Origin of the sequence: Nostoc sp. ChiSLP03a, from assembly GCF_034531215.2 — a bacterium.
Lineage (GTDB): Bacteria > Cyanobacteriota > Cyanobacteriia > Cyanobacteriales > Nostocaceae > Nostoc.
In genome coordinates this window covers 1-22266 of record NZ_JAVRBQ020000001.1, presented here as the reverse complement: position 1 = coordinate 22266, position 22266 = coordinate 1, and the positions used below count along the sequence as shown (strand labels likewise).

Below are 22266 nucleotides of genomic sequence, written 5' to 3'. Positions count from 1 at the left end.
TTATGGCAAACACTATTTCAATTACCGATTCTCTAGTTCCTAATCCCGTCCCTAAATCAACAATTATTCGTTTGGAGAATATCTTTAAAGTATATGGCAGTGGCGAAACTGAAGTTAAAGCACTTAACGATGTGAATTTGACTATCCACGAGGGTGAATATTGTTCAATTATGGGACCGTCTGGTTCAGGTAAATCTACAGCTATGAATATTATCGGTTGTCTAGACCGACCCACAGGTGGGCATTATTACTTAGATAATATTGATGTGGCGCAAATGGATGATAAATCCTTGGCACACATCCGTAATAAAAAGCTGGGTTTTGTTTTCCAACAATTTCATTTATTACCCCAACTCACAGCATTAGAAAACGTGATGCTACCAATGGTTTATGCTAGTGTGAATCCCAAAGAAAGAAGCGATCGCGCAACAGAAGCCTTGACGCGAGTTGGTTTAGCAAATCGCCTTAATAACAAACCAACTCAACTATCTGGTGGACAACAACAAAGAGTAGCGATCGCCCGGGCGATCGTTAATCGTCCCGTAGTACTCCTCGCCGATGAACCCACAGGCGCACTTGATTCGCGCACAACCCAAGAAGTCTTAGATATTTTTGGCGAACTCAATGCCAGTGGAATTACAGTTGTCATGGTGACACATGAACCAGAAGTCGCGCGTCAAACTCAACGCATCGTTTGGTTCCGTGATGGTCAAGTAGTACACTCCAACCTCACCCCAGCCGACTTGAGTCAGTTAGCTGTCTCGTAAGTTCTAAAAGTCCGCAGAGGCGGACTTTAGTTTGTGTTGCAGTGACTTCTAATCGCCAAAGCTGATTACAAACTTGACGTTTTCCCAGTTTCTGCTTGCGTTGCGATTGGCTTAACATCGGTGTAACCCACTTCACCAGCTATTGTCCGAAACACTGACATTTGCTCTTCAAAATCTAGTTTTTCAATTTGGGAAAGCAGATCGTTAACTGCCTTACTTGGCTGGTAGCTAGCTGGTATTCCAACCACTTTATCTCCCATAGCTACCGCCCAAGCATACCAAACTAGCAACTGGTTATTTTCTTTTATCGCCCCATAAGCACGAGAATATTCTGTGTCTTTGCGGTTAACAATATCCCGCATAATTTCTAGTTGCTGATCGTCGGATAATTTAAAATAATCTCCTAGTAGAAGTGGTGCTAACTCTGGTTCGGCCGCAGCAGGGGCAGCTGGCGTAATGGAATCACCCATTTTTTTATAAACAAAATAGAACCAGGCTAATTTGGCATCGGTATCTAAGGCGTTAAACGCATCCACTAATTTTTGAGTTTCATTGCTCTGAGCTTGAGAAATATTTTTATCGTAACTTGCAGTCATAAATTTGTTTCCCAGAAAATGTAACAAGCCAAACTAAGTGTTACCAGAGTTTAAAGACCAGATTCTACTACCCATAGAAATAGTTAAATTAATTTGAAATTTTAGCTTTAATCTACCTTTTAATAGAGGTAAAAGTCTCCCCCAGGAAGCAAGAAAGTAGCACATTACTTGGCTACAATCGCTCTAGCAATAAAAAATTTACCTAAGGTTTTAATTATGCCTGATGAAGAAGTGAAGCCCAATTTAAATGAAGCTTCCACCCAGGATGCACAATTAGCTGCCGATAACATAGCTAGTGGTGAAGAAGAAACGCCAACGGTGGATTTTGATAGTGATTATGCAGCTGCACAAAAATTCAGCGTTAGTGAAGTCGATCGCACAGGTAAAGGTGCAGCAGCAGCCGAAGCAGCTACTGCACCTGAACAGAAAACCTCTCAGCCACAAAAGACAACAACTCAAACACAGTCTACTGGCAATCCTGATGATTTTATAGAGTCAGCAAAAGAAGTTGGGGATTCTCAGACTGAGGTTGTAACCGATGTTAGTGATGATTTAGTAGAAGAAGCTTTAGAAAAGGGCGAACGGAAAAATTAATTTTCCCTGATATTTTGCTATTTTGTCAGATGGGCAATGTCACGAATATGAAAATTGAAGTTCTCAGTATTGGTAGACATTGCCCACTCTAGTGTTTGGATCGATTGTTCATCCGCTTTTGACTATTTGACTATTTATTAATTAGCGACTGTTCATCACTTCTAGTAGTTCGCTAGGTTGCTGAATTAAATAATCTGGATTTTGCTTGGCTAGTACTTCCGGTGAGTTAAAGCCCCAAGTGACTGCAATCACTTGGATATTTGCTTTTTTTGATGCTTCTATATCTCTGGTTTCATCTCCAACATAAATAACCTCTTGAGGTTTGAGTTGCTTTTGCCTCAAGACATTATTTATAATAGTTGTCTTGCCAAAAATTGTAATTCCTGAGTAAATAAAATCAAACAAGTGATTTAAATCATTGATTGTGAGGAATTGTGTAACATTTTCTTTAGAATTAGAAGTGATAATACCCAGTTTATATCCTTGATTTTGGAGTTCTGTTAATGCTTCCTTAATACCTAGAATGGGCTTTAATTCTGGTATTTTGTTTTTTAATTCCCCTTTAACTTGTTTAACTAGAAAAGGGATCTTAAATAGAGAAACTCCTGAGTACTTAATAATTTCCCTAGATGTTAAGTTTTTGAGAAAGGCTAATTGTTCTGGGCTTATTTGTTTATAACCAAAGTCTATAGCTAAACGATTAGCAATACTTACAAGGGCATCTACTGTATCAGCAATTGTGCCATCAAAATCAAAAATAATTACTTTCTGGGTCATTCTTCTGCTTGGATGCGTCAAGATTAGCTAGGGCGTTGCGTCGTAACATTTCTGGCTTAATCCGCCGCAAGGCAGATGCTGGAAATCGTTTATCCCACTCCCGATCTGAGATTTGGGCTAATTCTAGCAGCTGAGGAGCAATATTCACTGGATTTGGCTGAAACTCTTCAATATCAGTTGTTTGGGAAAAACGTTGATTCCAAGGACAAACATCTTGGCAAATATCGCAACCAGCAACCCAACCTTGCAAATGAGGTGCGATCGCCTCTGGCAATTCCTTGTCGCGATTTTCAATGGTATGATAAGCAATGCAGCGATTAGCATCAACAACAAAAGGCTGAGTAATTGCACCTGTAGGACAAGCCTGAAGACAACGAGTACAGGTACCGCAGTGTTCTGTGTGTGGGCGATCGCTCTCTAATTCTAAATTGGTCAACACTTCTCCCAAAAATACCCAAGAGCCATATTCTGGTGTAATTACATTACCATTCTTGGCAATCCAACCAATTCCGGCAAGTTGAGCCAACACTTTATCCTGCACCGGGCCAGTATCTGCATAATAAAGAGCTAATACGCCTGGATCGAGTGATTTTAGCCATAGAGATAGCTGCTTGAGTTTTCTATGCATCACCTTGTGATAATCCCTTCCCCAACCATAACGGGAAATTTTGGCGTATTCCTTACTTTCAGGACGTTGATGTGGTGTGTAGTAATTCAGCGCTACACACACTAGCGATCGCACCTCTGGCATCACTAAGCGGATATCCTGACGCTTTGGATTAGCCATCCATTTCATATCAGCGTGATAACCCAGTTCAATCCATGCTTTCAACCTCTGCGCTTCTGTGGCATTTACCCGATCTACAGCAGTAATTCCAACTTTGTGAAAGCCCAACTCGCTGGCTTTTTCTTTCACCAGACTGCTGCTCGTTACAGAATACTGATTCATTTTTTTATCTGGATTTTAGCCCAAATAAAGGCGTTTTAATTATATATTATGTAACTAATACATTTAATTAAGATTTGTTACTTACTCATCAATAGACCTCATGCAAAAAACACTTTTGCAAGAGTTGGGAAAAGGGACTCATTTTTATTGGGGAAGGGGACAATACAAAACCTTACCCTTTTCCCCTGCCCCTTATCCCCTTCTTGGGGCCCCACCTTCCCCTTTTCCCGACAAATGCCAAGAAGTCTAATATATAACCTGTCTTAAGTTGCGTAGCAGCTCAAGACTTCCATCGTCAGGAAGATTTATTAATATGTAGCAATCTATCTCAACAGCAGCTTTTTTTTTACTTATTTTTGTATTGAAATTAATATTCAGATAGCATAATACAGGTAATTTTATGACCTCTGCTGAATTTATATCGCCAGCGCAGTTTAAAGAAGAATTCCAGATTGAGGGAATTACAGAATCAAACGTACTGCGTTATTTTGAAACCTTAAATGCAGGAGAATTTGAGGCAACTGCTGTTTTATTTGCGATAGATGGTGTGATGCGTCCGCCATTTGAATCTGATATTGTCGGGACAGATGCGATCGCAGCCTACTTAAAACAAGAAGGTCAAAACATCAAAGCTTACCCGAACACAGGAATAGCCGAGACTTTAGAAAATGGAGAGATCCAAGTCCAGGTAACAGGCAAAGCACAAACTTCGTGGTGTAGTGTCAATGTCTTGTGGTTATTTATTCTCAACCAACAACGGCAAATTTCTTATACTAGAATCAAGCTTTTAGCTTCCCCCCAAGAGTTACTTAATTTACGTCGTGAAAAGTAAATAGCAAATAACTACAAAGGGCAAAGTTTTCAACCAATATTTATCACCCAGTTACACAGGATTCATGGCTTTATTTTGACTCCTGAGTTCCGAATTCTGAATTCTTCCTCATAAATGTATGACTTGAAAAATAGTAATCAGCTAATGCGCCTATATATTGCACAAACTCCGTATAGACCGTCATTAGTCATTAGTCATTTGTGTTCTAAGGACAAAGGACAACACCCACTAGTTAATGTGCAATTTTTTTTGCCTAACAGCTTACCAATTTGAAAAAAGAATGCGACAGATACATAGGGACATACCTTTGTTCTGTCTGGCTTTCTTAATGCATGAATTTTGAATTGGTATAACTTTTGTCTATGGGACTAATTCAGGTAAAGTAGCTTCTAACTTCAGACAGTTAGCACCATTAACCTGCAACTTGTAATCTACTTTATCCATGAGACGATTCATAATCAGCCAACCATAACCACCTTCTTGCTTTTCCATCGGGTTTGGAGCATAGTAGTTAGACATGTCAAAGCCTTCGCCGTAGTCCCAAATTTCTAAGGCAAAATCCCGGTCTTTCACTTCTAAACGCAGCAATATGGGTAAATTTGGTTGCTCCTTGTGGGCATGACGGACTGCATTAGAGTAGGCTTCCACTAAAGCCAGTCTCAAACGACTTGATTGTCGCGACCAATCCACAGATTCCCCTAGCTGAATTTTCAAACATCCCAACAACCAGTTTTCAACAATATTCAGAAAATTCAAGTCGCTTGGTACATGAAGCTCACTTTTCATGACTTACAAAATCTCCAGTGAAAGTATAGTTTGATCGTCTTCTTGAACGTGATTATCTGCCTGGATGCGAGCTAGTAAATGGTTAAGAGAAAGTGGTTGTTGCTCTTGTTGTAAGAGTTGCCAAAGACCATCTTGATTCAGCATCGAACGGTTTACTGACTCAACCCCAACCTCAGTTTTTACTGTTGAATCAGGATTATTTGATACCATTGCTTCTGTAATTCCATCGCTGGCTAGTAACAATGTGTCTCCAGCAGCGAGAACCAAGCGACCAGACTGTGCCTGCCACTTAGGCAAAATCCCCAAAGGAACGCTGCGAACTTTCAGGTAATTGGGATTTTCGATTAAAGCACCTTGGCGTGACCATAATATTGGGTAAATATGACCGGCATTAGTGTAGACCAGTTCTTTTGTGCTAGGGGTATAACAAGCTAACACAAGAGTGACAAAATAATTGTTGCCAATTAAATCTTCACTGAGAGCGTGGTTGAGGTTCTGCATAACCAGATTCGGCTCTGCTGGTGTCTCTTGAGATAATTCTCGGCGCAAAACTGAAATAATACTAGCCATAAATAAAGCTGCTGGGACGCCCTTGCCAGAAACGTCACCCACCGCCAACCACAAGTCGCCTTTAGGATGGACAAAAACTTCAAAAAAATCGCCTCCTACTTCTCGCGCCGGATAACAACAAGCTTGTACCTTCACACCTTTGATGTCAGGTAAACTTTGGCGTAGCAGGTTGTATTGAATTTGCCGAGCCACTTCTAACTCAGTGTGAATCTGCTGTTGCTTTTCTTGGAGGCGTTGGTAGAGTTTTGCTTGAGAAAGAGCTAAGGCTGCTTGTTCGGCAACACCTGCAATTAGTTGGATGTCTTCGTCTTCCCAAGGGCGATCGCGTCCCCATTGGTGGAGGGTTAGCACAGCCAACAGATGTTGATGGTAGCTAAGTGGCACAACTAGGTGATGACCAGGATTACCGTCATATATATCTTGGGCAAGTTGATAATGACGGGTTTCCAGCACCTTTTCGATTAAAACACTGGAGTCGAAGAAGGAATCTAATACATCAGATTTCGGATCGCGGTAGAAAAACTCGTCTTGTGTGAGGCGATCGCCCTCTACTGGTTTGAGCAAGCAACTGGTAGCTTTAAATGTTTCTCCAATAGTTGCGACAATTTTTTGCAGCATACTATCGTAGTCTAAAGATTCCCGAATCGCTGTTGTTACCGCATTAAACAAAGATTCTCGCCGTAGGGCCCGACGCAACTCTTGGGTGCGCTTCTTAACTAGGCGATATGTATCACTAGCTTGCTCGACTAAGCTTCTGAGCCGTTCTGGATTCCAGGGTTTGGTAATGTACTTGAATACCTGACCGGAGTTAATCGCATCTACCAAATCTTCGACATCAGTAAAACCAGTTAACAAAATCCGAATCGTGTCTGGAAAGCGCTCTACGGTGCGACTAAAAAATTCAGTCCCATTCATTTCTGGCATTCTTTGGTCAGAAATAATTACCGCCATTTCGCCAAATTGATCCAAGATTTCCAGAGCACCAAAAGCATGATTGGCTTTATATACTTGAAAATCTCGCCTAAAAGTGCGGTAGAGTAAATCTAGGTTATCTGGCTCATCATCTACCACCATGAGCTTAGGTTTGTCCGTACCAATCTCAGCCATATTTGACTTTTGCTTTTATATATTTGAATGGCGAGATAACGCGATGTTTATCCCACCTAATAAATAAGAGAAAACCAGAGAAGCCATTCACTTTGAAAATATAACTTTTCAGGCGTTGTGAGTTCCCCTTGATTATCCTCAATCGATCCACACCAAAATTAAATTTATCCAACTAACCCAGAACGCAAGGCGCGGACTGCTGCTTGGGTACGGTCATCGGCACATAGCTTATTCAAAATATTGCGAACGTGAGTTTTAACAGTGCCAACTGTGATGTAAAGTCTTTCCGCAATTACTGCATTACTACAACCTTCGACAATCAACTGTAACACTTCCAATTCCCTTTCTGTCAGGGTGTAAGGTTGAATTTCTTCCAGATTCTCAAAAGAATCTGGGTTAGGAGCAATAGTCTTGGAATCGACCAAAGCCGATTCCAACTTTTGAGGATTTTGTTGCGCTTGTTGTAATACAATCCGAGCGATCACTGGATCGATCCAAGCGTTGCCATTGTAAGTTACTCGTACTGCTTCCAGCAAATTATCAAATTTGATATCTTTCATACAGTAAGAGTCTGCACCAGCGGCAAAAGCTGCCAACACCGCTTCTTTGTTATCCCGCAGCGTCAAAATTAACACTTTTGTAAATAGCTGCTGGTCATTAGTAGTAGATTTTACCTCCCGTGTTAACTCAATGCCATCTTTATCTGGTAAACCAATATCGACAATGGCAATATCTGGTTGTAGCATTTTTAACATTTTTAGACCATCAGCAGCATTAGCAGCTTCACCTACAACTTCAATTTCATCCTTTTGCTGTAGTGCTGTACGAATACCCACACGAGTTAGGTCATGATCTTCAATCAGAGCGATACGAATTTTACTCATAGCCAACTTCAGCCCGTTACACTATAACCATAAAGTCGAGTTTCGTGACATACTCCCACACTAGCTGCAAGCAGTGCAGTATAGTGTAGGCTTCTATTCCCGGAACCAGAGTTGCGAGTTGAGCGTTTTATACTGAGTGAATATTACACTTTAACAATAAAAGTTGGACTGGTTCAGCCCAAGTACAAGCGCCCAAGATTAATAGACAGAAGAGTGAAATTAATTATCTGTTATCTAAAACCCTTATATATACGTAGTAGGGCTGCGTATATACATTCTTCCTTCACTCTTATGTCTTTTAATTATGCTTACTCTCGTTGCAGGGCAAAGGGGAATCTCTTTTGCCTAAGTTCTAATATAAAAAAATTTGATAAACTTAACATTCATGCAAAATCTGGTGTGAGTATTACTTAAGAATAGGCTATGTCTAACGGCAATCAAGCATTTTCAGTGTTGGGAATACCAGTTCATGTGATGGCTGACTATCCAGGCTGGTTGTTAGAATGCCTGCACACAGGCAGAGGAACTCATGTCGTAACGCTCAATGCAGAAATGACTATGCAGGCAGAGCGAAATCAATTATTAGCTCAGGTGATTAAAAATGCTGAACTGGTGATTCCAGATGGAGCTGGGGTTGTTCTGTATTTACGATGGCTGTTATGGCAAAAAGTGCAGCGGTTTCCAGGGATTGAATTAGCAGAAAAACTTTTGCAAGCCCTTGGACAACAAAAGACAGGGACAAAGATATTTTTCTATGGAGGAGCGCCTGGAGTGGCGGCAAATGCGGCAGATTTTTGGCAGCAGCAAATTCCAGATTTGAATATAGTCGGCACTCACTCAGGCTACCATTCTCCAGAAGAAGAAGCACAATTGCGACAAACTCTGGCTCAATTGCAGCCACAAGTGATTTTTGTTGGTTTGGGAGTGCCGCGTCAAGAGTTATGGATTGCCGAAAACCGCCATTTGTGTCCCCAAGCAATTTGGATTGGCGTTGGTGGTAGTTTTGATATTTGGTCGGGAACCAAAACTCGCGCTCCCGCCTGGTTAGGAAATAATAATTTGGAATGGTTGTATCGCCTTTATCAAGAACCTTGGCGCTGGCGGCGGATGTTGGCTTTGCCAGCGTTTGCTGTGAAAGCGTTTGTTTATCGTTTGACAGCAAGAGGTGCAATTAGTTAAGAGTGCTGAGTGCTGAGTTCTGAATTCTGAGTGCTGAATTCTGGGCGTTATTACTTAGTTAGTATTAAAGTCTTGAAAAATTTTTAAATTTTCTTTGTTGAAATTTAAATTCCCAGGCGAAACCTGGGAATCCTTATTTTGGGGAGAATGTTACATCTAAGCAGGCAAACTGTTTAGTTGTGGGTATGAGGAAAGTTTAACAATGCCAGTATTAACAACTCAAGTTAAGAAAGACTTTTCCGTTCACGGAGAAGACAGTGAAACTCAACAGCACGGTAGCAATACTACTACAAAGGTACAATTGCAATCTGTAACCAAGACTTATGCTAACGGCACTCACGCCTTATTGAATGCAAACCTTGAGGTAAAAAAGGGAGAATTTCTGTTTATCACGGGGCCAAGTGGTTCTGGTAAATCAACGCTCTTGAAACTGCTGTATGGCCAGGAGTTTCCTACACAGGGAGAAGTAATTGTTGATGAATGTAATGTAGCGGATTTGCGGGGCGATCGCTTGTCATTATTGCGGCGACGGATTGGTATTGTGTTTCAAGACTACAAACTGATTAGCCAACGAACAGTAGCAGAAAATGTCACTTTTGTATTGCAAGCCCAAGGGTATACCCGTAAAGAAATTCAACGACGTTTAGAACCAACCTTAAAGCTGGTAGGTTTGCTGAGTAAAGCTGACTGCTTTCCAGATCAACTGTCTGGAGGAGAGCAACAGCGGGTGAGTATTGCCCGTGCGATCGTTGGTACACCACCCCTACTGTTGGCCGATGAACCTACTGGAAATCTCGATCCAGATAATTCCTGGCAAGTAATCCAGATTCTCCAGAAGTTAAATTCCTTTGGGGCTACGGTAATTGTCACCACCCACGATGAACAATTAGTACGGCGGTGCAATCATCCAGTAGTGCAAGTTCGTAATGGAACGTTGTCTCGAAAATAAGTGTTGGGCATGGGGCATTGGGCATTGGGCATTGGGCATTAATTAGGACTAGTTGTTTAACCAAGGACAAATGACAAATGACAAATGACAAATGACAAATAACTAATAAACGTGGTGTTTGACTTTTGATGATACGGGTACGAAAGGTACTGCTGTTTTGAGGGGTAGCACTTGTAGGCGATCGCAGGCTTGTAAACTCTTAAAAGCTGCCTCTCGGACTACAACTTCTTCCTCTCGACTGAGTAGGAGTTGCAAGCATTGCACAATATCTTGCTGCACTGAAGAGTCAACTTGCTTACGGCTGATGAATTTACTTAGTTGACCTAGAGCAATCAACCGCTTCAATGGATCTTTTTCTGTTAAATTCATCAACAAGCGATCAAGGTGGTCTTCTTCTCGATTTTCAGAGAAGTTGACAATTTGCCATACCAATAAAATTAAAGTTAACAGGGTTCCTACACCTTGTACAATCGCACCAACAGCAATCCAGTGACTGTGAGAGTCGACCCATATTGCCGCTGCTATGTAAGTGCTGACAGTAGCAATACCACCACTGATGACTGCTAAAACCAACCGACGATTTGAACTATTTAAGAATTTACGTATTTTAGACCAGCGCAATTGCCAGTCCCATTCTTGCATTGAGTAAACCAATACCATTACTCCAATGCCGATAAAAAGAGCCAGTAGCAGTTTCCAGTTCCATAACAACATGGCAATGATGATTGTCAGGAACCCAAGAAAGCCCCCAGGGCCGGAGAAACGTTTAAATGTTTGCTGCTTTATGGCTTTCTTTGTCTTGAATTTTGGAAGCGACCAGTTCCAGTTGAGGATTTGGTTGATCGATTGCTGCCAAGAAGACGAAGCCTGTCCCACAGTGTTTACCTACTTGATTATGAAATTACTTATTGTATAAGTTTTACTATGGATGAAGAAAGAATGAAGGCTCAAACCACAAAATGCCCGATTTTATAGACGGATAGTAGACTAATACAGCACAGCGCCAATTAACATACCATTTTCAATCGCTCAGAGCAAGGGCATCTTGTACGTAAGTCTTAATTAAAGACAAAAACGAAAGTTATCAAGGGTGAATTGCCCATCAAAAGTACAAAAGGTAACGCTGTGAATGTTATTCACATTTATAGATAATAAGGTATTGGGGGAAATTGCCGAATCGGAATTGGCAAGATTAGAGCCTGGTAGTGCAGTTTGAGCGAGTAGTTGCCGATCGCGATCGTAGGCGGAAAGCACTAGCCGTTGCGAACTAGTGACAAAGGCGCTAACTGAGTTCACTGGATGCAAGAAAGTAGCTTCTAAAAATCCGCTTTTGGGCGCTCCCATTAAGACTATTAGCCCTGAATAGGTTGGAAATGCTGGATTTGATGGCTGTATTGCTAGACAATTGTGAAAAATAACTCCCCAACGTTCATATTGGCGCTCTACCGCTTCAAAACACTTCAAGTCTTCTAAGTCTAAACAAATACAAGTAGGTACAGTAAGTCTAGTAGCATCAAGAGCTGGTTCAACCTCACCCCGCCTAGCTGAAGCTTTAATTTCATTTTTTATATTCAAGTTGTCAAGCGCAAATTTAGCGTCTTCAATCGTTGGTAGTTTATTTGATTGAAGAGTAGCCTGCTTTACCATGACATTCCGCCTTACTATTACTTAGATAAAAATAGATTATTTATACATTAAATGCTGTGGCTTCTACATATATAAGTAGAATTAACAGCTTATTAAAATAAGCGTCTTAACTATTTTTGACGTGTTGACGCTCAAAATTATTTATCGGTTTTCTGATAGACTACCATAAAAACTTATGCTAGATTCACGCTGGAGCGATCCTCGCCACCATGAAAAACCCTTATAAAACAGTAATTTCAACGTTCCGTTATTTTATTTTTATCAAAAAAAGCACCAAATCTTTACAAGTAATCCAGTAATTTTATATCTACTTAATCTGACGCTAGCGAGAAGTCTGAGAGTGATTGGTTCGCTGATAATAACAATGAGTGGGGAGTTTGAACTAGACACATGAACAGTGCTGAGTGAAAAGACTGCCTACAAAGGATGTTGTTCTTACTAAGTACACAAATATTAAGTGCTTTTTAATTTACTCAGCACTGAATGCGGTAAACATCTAGGGTGACTAAAGGGGAGGCACAGAAATTATCGAATCTTCTCTTCGTGCGCCTGCGCCCCAGGTATGGTGTCTTACTTGTGCCAACGAATCACTACAGTCAACAAAAAAACTTATGCTTCAACCACTAGGATTTGAACAACGCTCTATAGATACCTCACTAGGTAGAATCGTATATTACACTGCTGCTGGAGCGCCTTGGGAGGATAATGTGACTGCCAAAGACGATCGCGAAACTTTGGTATTCTTGCACGGCTTTGGTGGTGGGTCTTCTGCTTATGAGTGGTCGAAAGTTTATCCGGCTTTTGCGGCTGAATATCGGGTCATTGCGCCAGATTTGCTCGGTTGGGGTAGGTCTGAACACCCAGCACGGAGTTACAAAATTGAGGATTATTTGACCACGATTCGGGAGTTTTTTGAGCAGACTTGTACTGGGCCAGTAACAGCGATCGCTTCTTCTTTGACCGCAGCATTTACAATTCGGGTAGCAGCAAATCATCCTGATTTATTCAAGTCTTTAATTCTTACCACCCCCGCCGGACTTTCTGACTTTGGTGAAGACTACTCTAGGAGTTTTTTTGCCCAGTTAGTTAGCGTTCCCATTGTCGATCGTTTACTTTACAGCACTGGAATTGCTACTAGTGGTGGTATTCGCAGCTTTTTAGAACAACGGCAATTTGCTCAATCGAATCGAGTTTACGAAGAAATTGTAGATGCTTATCTACAATCTGCCCAACAACCTAATGCTGAGTATGCAGCACTGTCCTTTGTACGTGGCGATTTGTGCTTTGATTTATCCCTTTACATTCAACAATTAGTCACTCCCACTGCAATTATTTGGGGACAAAAATCAGAATTTACAGGCCCCTCAATTGGTCGCCGCCTTGCTGAAATCAATCCCTTAGCGATCCGATTTTTTCAACAGTTGGAAGATGTCGGATTGACACCACAGTTAGAATTGCCAGCAGTGACAATTGGGTTAATTCGCAAATTTTTGCCTTTGCTTAATTAACATGAGTAGTAGAGACGCGTTAGTGTAGTGGGGCAAACGCGTCTATACATTCTTTTTCACCAGATGTTTAATAAGATTTCTAGAGAAAATATTATCAACAAAAGTGATAATACTATTTGTCTTTCAATCTGATATCAATGACAGTTGCATTGAAGTTGTAGTTAAAGCCTTCTAACTCAAATGGCATCCCAATTTTAACTTTACTGTTACCCAAAACTGGTCCGTTTTCAGTAACTTGGGCTTTGCCATCTAAAGTTAAAAGAAAATCTGTACTATAATTATTGCTCTTAGGATCTGGCAGTTCTTTAACAGTGCCATCAGGTTGGGAAACATTGATTGTTCTAGGTAGCTGTTGAATGGATTTAATTTCAATCTGTCCGTAAGGCTGATTGCGGATAATCACATTGGTTTTCCCACCTTTTTTTAAACCATTGTCGATTAATTTTTCCGGGTCGCGTACATTCAAACCACGAACTACTAAGTCTACTTCTATGGGTACTGTTTTCGCGCCAACTTGGGCAACAGAACCAGAAGTGCCAGGAAAAATAAAGATGCCAAAGATAACTAGCAAAATTACCAGTAAAGCACCTAAATCTAGGAGATTGATTTTGCCAAACAAGCGACCTTTTGAATCTAAAATAGCCATAAAAAGTTTTCCGAGGTAATAGCGAAGTAATCGATTGTAGTTAGAAAGTTTTCGATGGAAACAGTAATTTTCCCTATTTGGTAATAACTCAAAGTATTCAAGGGTTGCAGTTATGCGACAGTTTATCACGAGTTCGTAATTTCCGAGGAGCCAGTAGCTAACCCTAAAAATTTTACCTGTTATAGCAGATTTCAAGGAAAGTGAGGTACACAAGCTCGCGTCTGTTACCCATATATAAAGCGTGTTTGACTCTTGAATTGTGAATTCTGCTGTAATCCTCACGCGCCTAGAAAGTAAAATCTAGTGTTTAGGGCTATCTCTAGAGAGAATCTCTAGCCTGCCGCAGTTCGGTAGATTTGAGTCAAGATTATCTGTATAACAACTCCTTTGATATTGAGTTAAGAATGCAACTTAGAATACTTTAAATCCGTCTCATAATTTGTCCCCTCATTTTATGTTCTTCCAAAATAATCTTCAAAGCGTATTATGTTCAACTGGAAAGGTTTTGCTGCAAATTACCGTGTATGGCGGCGTCGCTGGTTTTATCCCCTAATTTCAGTGGTAGTCGCCCTGAGTCTGTGCCTGAGTACACCCTTGCCTGGAAGAACTTTAGATTTCTTACCTCTTTTACTCCAAGGAGTTCAGGCATTTCAGCTTTCTAATATATCCCCTAATCAAGAAGTTGATCTTGGTAAGCAGATTAATCAGGAATTGGTCGGCAGTCAAGTCCGACTTTACCGCAATCCCGAAGTGAATCGTTATGTAGAACAAGTTGGTCGGCGTTTAGCAGCGAATAGCGATCGCCCCGATCTACCCTATACTTTCCAGATAGTTCAAGATGACTCTATTAACGCCTTTGCGACCTTGGGTGGCTATGTATATGTCCACACGGGTTTGCTGAAAACCGCAGACAATGAAGCGGAACTAGCAAGTGTACTCGCTCATGAAATTGGTCATATTGGCGGGAAACACGTAGTCAAGCAGATGCAGCAAAAAGCCCTCGAAAGTGGTCTATTAACGGCGGCTGGCTTAGATCGAAATTCCGCAGTGCAAATTGGTGTACAGTTAGCGCGAGACTTACCACGCAGTCGTAAAAATGAATTTGAAGCCGATCAAAGAGGACTACGAACTTTGACACGTACTGGTTATGCTCAGTCAGCAATGGTCTCTTTTATGCAAAAGCTGCTGAAAAAAGGTGGTTCCACTCCGACATTTTTGAGTACACACCCAGGAACTAGCGATCGCATTGAAGCCCTCAGACGTGCAATTAACTCTCAACCTAGTAATGGAAAATCTGGCTTGGATAATGCTAGTTATAAAGCAAATATTCGACCATTAGCGAAGTCTTGAGGAAATTGGGCATGGGGCATTATTGGGCATTGGGCATTAGGAGTGCTGAGTAATGAGTGCTGAGTTAGGAGTTAGGAGTTAGGAGTTTTGTTTATCTCCTTGTCCCCTTGTCCCCTCATCTCCCTCATTTCCCCACTCCCCACTTCCCCTCATTTCAAACATTGCTCAATTCCGATTGCGGCGAGCGACTTTAATTTTGGCTGGATCGACTGTACTTACAACCTCTTCTAAAGGCAGGGTACGGATATAGTTTTTAAAGATATTAACTTGATAAACCAACTGATTTGTGACATCTAGTCCAGTCAACCAGCCACTGCGGGGATGATAAGCGCCAGTATCTATGTCTAGCCATCCCTTTCCTTGGGCCAGTTTACCAGGAGAAACACCAGGCAGGGTAAAGGTAATGGTGTGACCGATGATAATTTGCTTATCTGGAAAGTAGGGTTTTTCAATGCTGTGAAATTCCTCTCGTATCCAGCACAGTTCATCGGCAGTTTGTTCTGTCACAGATTTGGAAGGGTCAACACCAGCATGAGTTAACCAAATATCTCCCAAGTCAATGTATGTAGGCAAAGCTCTTAACCAATCCAGATGGTCATCAGGAATGGGAGCCTCTTGGTAACTGGCCACGGTAGCTTGCCCTCCACCAAACAGCCATGCCTGCATCGTCGAGGAGGAAGTCCTTTCATTCGTCAGAATGCTTAATAACATCTGCTCATGATTTCCCAACAAACATGGGTAGTTATTTTGTTTGACAAAATTAACTACTTGTGCGCTATGAGGGCCGCGATCGATTAAGTCTCCCAGAAAATAGACTCGATCTTCTGACGTGGGGGCGATCGCCTCCAACAGTGTCATTAAACCTTCATAGTGTCCATGCACATCCCCAATTACAATTCGTCTGGGGCTAATTTCGCTCATTGTCTCTTAGCTGCAATAGTTTTGGCTAATACTTCTGCTACAGTTTACGCTGTCTGGTTTCCGCAATGAAAGGTAAAAATACTGGATAATGCTTATTTTAATTTAATTTTTGTACCAGTAATAAACTTAACTTATCAAATATATACAACAGCAATTGTTTTTCAGATATAACTTATAATAACGATGGCGTAAGACTAGCTTTTTCTGCTAATTTAAACTACTTAGCCGAGAATTTAGGCTCTTGCCATATTCATCATTTTGAAGTTCACCATGTCTAATGGTTTTTCTGCTGAAATTAGTTCGCGCATCTGCAAGCACATGAATGACGATCATGCTGATGCTGTAGTTATTTATGCTAAAGCTTTTGGTGGTGTCACAGATGCCAATGCAGCCGAAATGCTGTCAATTGATGCACAGGGTATGGATTTAACAGCGCAAGTAAATGGGGAAACTGTACCAGTTCGCATTCAATTCGATCGTGTTTTAGTAGATGCCGAAGATGCTCATCAAACTTTGATTGCAATGGTGAAGCAGGCGCGGGTTCAGGCTAAATAAGAAATGACAAAATAATTGACACTAAATCTGCGATACATTTAATCGCATATTTTTGTACATATAGCAATACTAGACTGGGGAAAGGTTAAAGGGGAAGGGAAAATTTCATAGCTTTACCTCTTCCCCTTTTCCCTTTTCCCCAAACCAAATTTCAATTTAAAATTCTTAACCGAACAGTATTGAAAGCTGTGTTATGTCGTAATTACCATAAATACTCACCCCGCCAGCCGATACATAATCACTTTTCCTTTCCAATTTTCTTCTACAAATATTAGATGCTCACCATTGAAACGCCGAAAAGCGCGAATACCGTAGGGTATATCAATCCAGCCACTTTCGCCGCCAACTTCTGGGCCTGGTTTTAACTGTTGTACTTGCGCTCCGGTTTTGGCATTGTAGACATATACCTCTGCGGTTTTGACTGTCACGGCAAATACATAGTCTTCCGTGACACTGATTGCTGCTGTAGACACTTCACGCTTCCCGGTGCTGTCGTAGGGAATTACAATCCGCCATTTAGGAGTACGATTTCCTTTACTCCAATTGTCAAAACGGGCAATCTCAGATCCAGCAACTCCAGCATCGTCACTAAATGCAGGGCGATCTACCGTAAAACCTGACAAATACATACTATCTGTTTCAGGAAAATATTCGATCCGGCGCAAGTCGTTAAATATTTTGGGAGTAGTTTGCTTTTCCATCGAACTATAGCTGTAGATGGGGTTGCCTTTAGAATCTATTCCCTGTAAAGAATAATGTCGAATGCCATCTTCTGTTCGCAAAGCTTTCCAAACATCTCCTTTGCTGTCTACCCACCAACCGCCGAGATAAGGATAGTCTTTGCTGCGATCGTATTCGTTCTTTTCAAATTTGCCATTACCGTTGCGATCGCGCCAGATCCATTCTCCTTTTTCTGGTTGATGTGGCGGCCAATTTCCGGTGATAAATGGTAAATCTTTGCTATTAGTACCAACAAACATGCCGGCGGGTATGGCGACTTTACCATCTGTGGCGGAATTAAAACGATAGATTTGCAGAAAGCTGTTATACATATCTGTGAGGAACAAAAACGGCTTCCCTTGGATGCGGCGAACAAAGGTTCCATCTGGCGATGTATGCAGACGTGGATCTTGAGGATATTTGAAAGGATTTAAGGTGTAGGCTTTGTAATTCCATTGCTTACCAGCAGGTTTACTGTAATCCATCAGATAGTGTTCTTGTTTGGTGAATAAATCTACACCATCAGTTTTAGGATCGGCATCTGCATTATCGACGAATATCAATCCCAGCGATCGCCACATTAGTTTTCCCGATGGCGAAAATTTCCGCAAATCTGTTCCTGATTTGTTGAAACCATTACTATTTATATAGATATTGCCGGAAGCGTCTGTACCAACTCCGGTAAGTCCGTAAAGTTTCAAATCTCGAACTTCACCAGGAACTCCTGCATAGATACCGCCTTTAGAACCAAAACTACTTACCTGCACTGGTTTATCTTTAATGTCATAAGTCAACATTTGCTGACGCGGGCCATTTTCTGCTACTAACAGCTTACCTTGATAATTAATAGCGATCGCAGTTGGTTCGACGATATCTGCAATCTGTTGGAGCAATTGCTTGCCACTTTGGGAATAATGTAAAATTTTTGCCGGCTTACTACCATTTTTGCTTTGAATAATCCACAGATTTTTTTGTGGATCGATAGTTATTGCTCCCGGATTTACAACGGTAAAGCTGCAGAGTTCCTTCATCGTCTCAGTATCATAAACACGAATCCGGTTAGCAGCAAAATCACTCACATACAACTCGCTTCCTACAGTTGCTAATCCAGTGATTTCACTTTTAGTACTGGTAATCAACATACTTTTATCCCAACCACGCCCATTCGGAAACGGCGCAGGTTTTCCTGACAAGTCATAGCGTCTAACATTATACCAAGTTGTTCCTTCTGGTGGGTAATCTTCTTTTGTATCGCCCCTCGAACCTTGAGTCATGGCAATGTAAATATATTTACTATTTGCGGTTACAGCTTTGCCACCACCACGACTCCAGCCGTGAGTATCCCTAAGGGCAGCAATAACCTTACCATCTTTATATATTCCTGCCTCCATTGCCGCCTCATCCCAATGACTGTTGGTATAAACTGTGCCATCAGGAGCAACATACATGCCCTCAATATTGTTTTGTATCCGCAGATTTCCACTACCAATAGTGTTACCTATCCACGATGTTTTGTAGTTAAGCGCGGCTATTTCAGTATTGTTTTGTACCCGCAGATTTTCACTGCCAATAGTATTACTTGTTGGCGATATTTTGTGTGTAAGCGTGAGTATTTCAGTATTGTTTTGTATCCACAGATGTTGGCTGGCAATAGTCTTATTTGTTGACGAGATTTTATGTTTAAGCGGGTGTATTTCAGTATTATTTTCTACCCGAATATTTTCGCTGCCAATAGTATTATGTGTAAGCGTGCGTGTTCCAGTTGTCGCCCAGTCTGTTGTAATTCCAAGGGTAGTAACAATAACTCCAATAGTCAGACTGAGTAAAAAGTTGAAAGTTTTATTTCTTTGTAAATATTTAGTATTAGATAATTTTTTGATGTAGTGATTGAGATAATAACGGAGTTTTTTGAACTGCGTCAGTAATTTATTTGTCATATAATTTTCAGGTTTTAATTATTTATATACAATCATTGTTTATGAAATCCGTAAAAAAATACAACTATTTTTAAGTGGTTAATATCCAGTCTATGTTTGGGTTGCAACAAAAATGAATATAGTCGAGTTAAGGTATTAATATTTACTTATTTTTACATCACAATGGTAAGCATTAATACAAAAATGTTCTATGTTTTTTGCTTTATATCAGCTTTGCTTTCTCCCTATATAGCATTCATATTTCTGAATTAATAGGTATTATATATAGCTATATCAGTGTTATCTGGTTAATAAAAATACAGGTTTAAATCCTTGTTGACGTTGATATATAAATAGTTTATAAATTGGTTTTATATACAAAAGTTATTATTGGTAATGTGTACTCATAAATTCTATTGATTCAGGTTTAAATACAGATGTAAAAGCGTACAGATATGCGCTTGTTTTAGTATATTTATAGGCGATACATAGTGGAAAATAAACTAGAAAACTTTACTTCATCATCTGCATCTATTCTCACTCTGGGATTAGGCTGGTTTCCTAAAAGTCCCGGAGGACTAGAAAGGTATATTTACGAACTAACTCATAAATTAGCAGCAAATCAAGACCAGATTGAATTATGTGGAGTCGGTCTACCAGAGGCTGAGATAAATTCGCCCATTAAGCTGACTAACTTGGCGAGCCCCGATAGTGCTATTTGGCAAAGATTATGGTCAATTCGCACGAATTTCCAGAAAACAAGAACTAGCAAACCAGATGCTATTAATTTGCACTTTGCATTATACAGCTTTCCGATTTTAGATATTTTACCAAAGGGAGTACCAGTTACTTTTAACTTTCATGGCCCTTGGGCTTCTGAGAGTCAGCAAGAGGTAGTTAATAAAAATTTCAGTCTTTTAATCAAGCACTGGTTAATAGAACAAAACACTTATAATCGTTGCGATCGCTTCATTGTTTTGAGCAAAGCATTTGGTAAAATTTTACACGATCGATATCAAGTACCGTGGAGCAAAATTCATGTTATTCCCGGTGGAGTTGATATTAATTGGTTTCAACCAAATTTATCACCCCAAGAGGCTTGTGCAAAGCTAGGCTGGCCTACTAATCGCCGGATTATATTTACATCACGCCGCTTAGTACATCGAACGGGAGTTGACAAATTATTGCAAGCTCTAGCTATAATTAAGCCCAGAATACCAGATGTTTGGCTGGCGATCGCAGGTCGCGGTCACATTCAAGCTGCACTAAAACAACAGGCTACAGAATTAGGACTAGAAGACAACGTTAAATTTTTAGGTTTTCTTCCTGATGAACAATTACCTATAGCTTACCAAGCTGCTGAATTGACTATTATGCCTAGTCAATCTTTCGAGGGATTTGGATTAGTAATAGTTGAATCTCTAGCCTGTGGTACTCCTGTTTTATGTACTCCAGTTGGGGGTATGCCAGAAATTTTATCAGGATTTTCACCCGATTTAATTACGACTTCAACAGATACCTTAGCTATTGCTAATAAATTAGAACAAGTGCTTTTGGGAAATATCCGTATACCTTCACGCTCCACCTGTCGTAAGTATGCCACAAAATACTACGACTGGAATCAAATTGCCCAGCAAGTACGGAATGTTTTATTAAATTAAAGAAGTAGAAAGGCAAAATTTTGCATCTCTACTGAGATCGTATTGCATTATAAGGAAATTTAATGAAAATTCTTTTTTTAGATCAAAGCGGTAAACCAGGCGGTGCAGAATTATGTTTAATAGATATTGCTAAATTTTATGGCGATCGCGCTTTAGTAGGTTTATTTGCAGATGGATCGTTTAAACATTTATTACAGCAAAATCATATCCCAGTAGAAGTCCTTGCAACTCAAGCAATCCAAGTTCGCAAAGAAAGCAGTTTGCTACAAGGATTCAAGAGTTTGGGACAACTTGTACCTCTGATTACTAAGGTAGTTAAAAAAGCGCGTGAATACGATTTAATCTATGCCAACACCCAAAAAGCATTAGTTGTCGGTGCATTGGCAAGTTTTTTCAGTCGTCGCCCTCTGGTTTATCATTTACATGATATTCTTTCCACAGAACATTTTAGCACAACTAATCTTCGCATTGCTGTTAACTTAGCTAATCATTTTGCATCATTAGTAATTGCTAATTCTCAAGCTAGTCAATCTGCCTTTATACAAGCAGGAGGACGCTCAAATATTATCGAAGTTGTTTATAACGGCTTTAATCCAAAAATTTATCAAACTGACGAGTCTGATATTAAACAATTACAGCAACAGTTAGGATTCAAAGGAAAATTTGTCGTTGGACACTTTAGCCGTCTTGCACCTTGGAAAGGGCAGCATATTTTAATTGATGCCCTTACTAAATGTCCGCATAATGTGATAGCAATTTTAGTGGGTGATGCACTGTTTGGCGAACAAGATTATGCCCACAAGTTAAACCAACAAGTTAGCGAACTGGGATTAGAAAACCGCGTCAAATTCTTAGGATTTCGTTCTGATATTCCCCAGTTAATGGCAGCTTGTAACTTAGTGGCACATACCTCTACTTCGCCAGAACCCTTTGGTAGAGTGATTGTAGAGGCAATGCTATGTGGAAAACCTGTAGTTGCAGCCAAAGCTGGAGGTGCAATGGAGTTAGTAGAACATGGACTTAATGGTTTTTTAGTCACACCAGGAGAACCCCAGGAACTTGCAGAAGTAATTATCACTTGTTTACAGGAGACGGAAATAACTGCAACTATAGCTAAGAATGCTAGGATTAGTGCTAGTCAGCGTTTTGATATGACAGTAATTAATAATTACATTGCTAAACTATTAGTAAGTAAATTTAATAGTAATTAGTTAATACCAATTTAATGTGAAGTTACACATATCTAGATCCCCCTAAATCCCCCTTAAAAAGGGGGACTTTGATATGTTTTTCTGGTTCCCCCCTTTATAAGGGGGGCTAGGGGGGATCGAATTCTATGCAGCTTTATAAAA

Annotated in this window: 21 protein-coding genes; 10 read left to right on the top strand and 11 right to left on the bottom strand. The window is 40.4% G+C overall.

All coding sequences use genetic code 11. The annotated features are described in order from the left end of the window. The first annotated feature begins 2 nt into the window (after positions 1–2). Positions 3–767: an ABC transporter ATP-binding protein gene (locus RMY32_RS00105; RefSeq protein ID WP_322674853.1), complete on the top strand. Its 765-nt coding sequence runs from the start codon at positions 3–5 to the stop codon at positions 765–767. A gap of 65 nt (positions 768–832) precedes the next feature. On the opposite strand, the gene RMY32_RS00100 is transcribed toward RMY32_RS00105, so the two are convergent. Continuing rightward, positions 833–1363, bottom strand: coding sequence for an orange carotenoid protein N-terminal domain-containing protein (locus RMY32_RS00100; protein ID WP_322708679.1), 531 nt, complete (start codon positions 1361–1363; stop codon positions 833–835). A gap of 216 nt (positions 1364–1579) precedes the next feature. Between RMY32_RS00100 and RMY32_RS00095 the strand changes: the two genes are divergently transcribed. Then, positions 1580–1957, top strand: a complete 378-nt coding sequence (locus tag RMY32_RS00095) for a hypothetical protein (RefSeq protein ID WP_322708678.1) — start codon at positions 1580–1582, stop codon at positions 1955–1957. 141 nt (positions 1958–2098) lie between these two features. Here RMY32_RS00095 and RMY32_RS00090 read toward each other — a convergent pair whose 3' ends face one another. Together RMY32_RS00090 and queG are read right to left on the bottom strand one after the other, a co-directional pair. Next, entirely contained in the window at positions 2099–2734 is a 636-nt protein-coding gene (locus RMY32_RS00090) for an HAD-IA family hydrolase (RefSeq protein ID WP_322697244.1), read from the bottom strand. Continuing rightward, positions 2709–3683: a tRNA epoxyqueuosine(34) reductase QueG gene (gene queG, locus RMY32_RS00085; RefSeq protein WP_322708677.1), complete on the bottom strand. Its 975-nt coding sequence runs from the start codon at positions 3681–3683 to the stop codon at positions 2709–2711. The genes RMY32_RS00090 and queG overlap by 26 nt, the downstream gene beginning before the upstream one ends. Positions 3684–4083: 400 nt before the next feature. Between queG and RMY32_RS00080 the strand changes: the two genes are divergently transcribed. Further along, entirely contained in the window at positions 4084–4515 is a 432-nt protein-coding gene (locus RMY32_RS00080; RefSeq protein ID WP_322708676.1) for a ketosteroid isomerase family protein, read from the top strand. A 360-nt stretch (positions 4516–4875) separates the two neighbouring features. Here the strand turns inward: RMY32_RS00080 and RMY32_RS00075 are convergent, their stop codons facing one another. The 3 genes from RMY32_RS00075 to RMY32_RS00065 form a co-directional block, all read right to left on the bottom strand. Then, positions 4876–5301: an anti-sigma regulatory factor gene (locus RMY32_RS00075; protein ID WP_322697241.1), complete on the bottom strand. Its 426-nt coding sequence runs from the start codon at positions 5299–5301 to the stop codon at positions 4876–4878. 3 nt (positions 5302–5304) lie between these two features. Next, positions 5305–6978, bottom strand: coding sequence for a SpoIIE family protein phosphatase (locus tag RMY32_RS00070; RefSeq protein ID WP_322708675.1), 1674 nt, complete (start codon positions 6976–6978; stop codon positions 5305–5307). Between the two features lie 164 nt (positions 6979–7142). Next, the gene (locus RMY32_RS00065; RefSeq protein WP_322708674.1) at positions 7143–7862 is read right to left on the bottom strand and encodes a response regulator transcription factor; all 720 of its coding nucleotides are present in this window, start codon (positions 7860–7862) and stop codon (positions 7143–7145) included. A 423-nt stretch (positions 7863–8285) separates the two neighbouring features. On the opposite strand from RMY32_RS00065, the gene RMY32_RS00060 reads away from it, so the two are divergent. Together RMY32_RS00060 and ftsE are read left to right on the top strand one after the other, a co-directional pair. Continuing rightward, positions 8286–9041, top strand: coding sequence for a WecB/TagA/CpsF family glycosyltransferase (locus RMY32_RS00060; RefSeq protein WP_322697238.1), 756 nt, complete (start codon positions 8286–8288; stop codon positions 9039–9041). 202 nt (positions 9042–9243) lie between these two features. Further along, entirely contained in the window at positions 9244–9990 is a 747-nt protein-coding gene (gene ftsE, locus RMY32_RS00055) for a cell division ATP-binding protein FtsE (RefSeq protein WP_322700746.1), read from the top strand. 102 nt (positions 9991–10092) lie between these two features. On the opposite strand, the gene RMY32_RS00050 is transcribed toward ftsE, so the two are convergent. Next, positions 10093–10866, bottom strand: coding sequence for an armadillo-type fold-containing protein (locus RMY32_RS00050; RefSeq protein ID WP_322708673.1), 774 nt, complete (start codon positions 10864–10866; stop codon positions 10093–10095). Between the two features lie 186 nt (positions 10867–11052). Next, positions 11053–11637: a hypothetical protein gene (locus tag RMY32_RS00045; RefSeq protein ID WP_322708672.1), complete on the bottom strand. Its 585-nt coding sequence runs from the start codon at positions 11635–11637 to the stop codon at positions 11053–11055. Positions 11638–12248: 611 nt separating this feature from the next. Between RMY32_RS00045 and RMY32_RS00040 the strand changes: the two genes are divergently transcribed. Then, positions 12249–13145 carry an alpha/beta hydrolase gene (locus tag RMY32_RS00040; RefSeq protein ID WP_322708671.1) on the top strand — a complete coding sequence of 299 codons (897 nt, stop codon included), beginning with the start codon at positions 12249–12251 and terminating at the stop codon, positions 13143–13145. A gap of 112 nt (positions 13146–13257) precedes the next feature. On the opposite strand, the gene RMY32_RS00035 is transcribed toward RMY32_RS00040, so the two are convergent. After that, on the bottom strand, positions 13258–13791 hold the full coding sequence (locus RMY32_RS00035; protein WP_322708670.1) for a DUF4330 domain-containing protein: 534 nt from the start codon (positions 13789–13791) through the stop codon (positions 13258–13260). A 486-nt stretch (positions 13792–14277) separates the two neighbouring features. Between RMY32_RS00035 and RMY32_RS00030 the strand changes: the two genes are divergently transcribed. Further along, a complete protein-coding gene (locus RMY32_RS00030; protein WP_322708669.1) occupies positions 14278–15141 on the top strand; it encodes a M48 family metallopeptidase in 864 nt (287 codons plus the stop codon). A gap of 165 nt (positions 15142–15306) precedes the next feature. On the opposite strand, the gene RMY32_RS00025 is transcribed toward RMY32_RS00030, so the two are convergent. Beyond that, positions 15307–16062, bottom strand: a complete 756-nt coding sequence (locus RMY32_RS00025; RefSeq protein WP_322708668.1) for a metallophosphoesterase family protein — start codon at positions 16060–16062, stop codon at positions 15307–15309. Between the two features lie 270 nt (positions 16063–16332). Here RMY32_RS00025 and RMY32_RS00020 point away from each other — a divergent pair, with 270 nt between their 5' ends. Beyond that, positions 16333–16617: a DUF2470 domain-containing protein gene (locus RMY32_RS00020; protein ID WP_322683694.1), complete on the top strand. Its 285-nt coding sequence runs from the start codon at positions 16333–16335 to the stop codon at positions 16615–16617. Between the two features lie 215 nt (positions 16618–16832). Here RMY32_RS00020 and RMY32_RS00015 read toward each other — a convergent pair whose 3' ends face one another. Then, the gene (locus tag RMY32_RS00015) at positions 16833–19274 is read right to left on the bottom strand and encodes a hypothetical protein (RefSeq protein ID WP_322708667.1); all 2442 of its coding nucleotides are present in this window, start codon (positions 19272–19274) and stop codon (positions 16833–16835) included. Between the two features lie 470 nt (positions 19275–19744). Here RMY32_RS00015 and RMY32_RS00010 point away from each other — a divergent pair, with 470 nt between their 5' ends. Both RMY32_RS00010 and RMY32_RS00005 read left to right on the top strand, forming a co-directional pair. After that, on the top strand, positions 19745–20914 hold the full coding sequence (locus tag RMY32_RS00010; protein WP_322708666.1) for a glycosyltransferase family 4 protein: 1170 nt from the start codon (positions 19745–19747) through the stop codon (positions 20912–20914). Between the two features lie 62 nt (positions 20915–20976). Beyond that, a complete protein-coding gene (locus RMY32_RS00005) occupies positions 20977–22125 on the top strand; it encodes a glycosyltransferase (RefSeq protein WP_322708665.1) in 1149 nt (382 codons plus the stop codon). Positions 22126–22266: the final 141 nt, after the last annotated feature.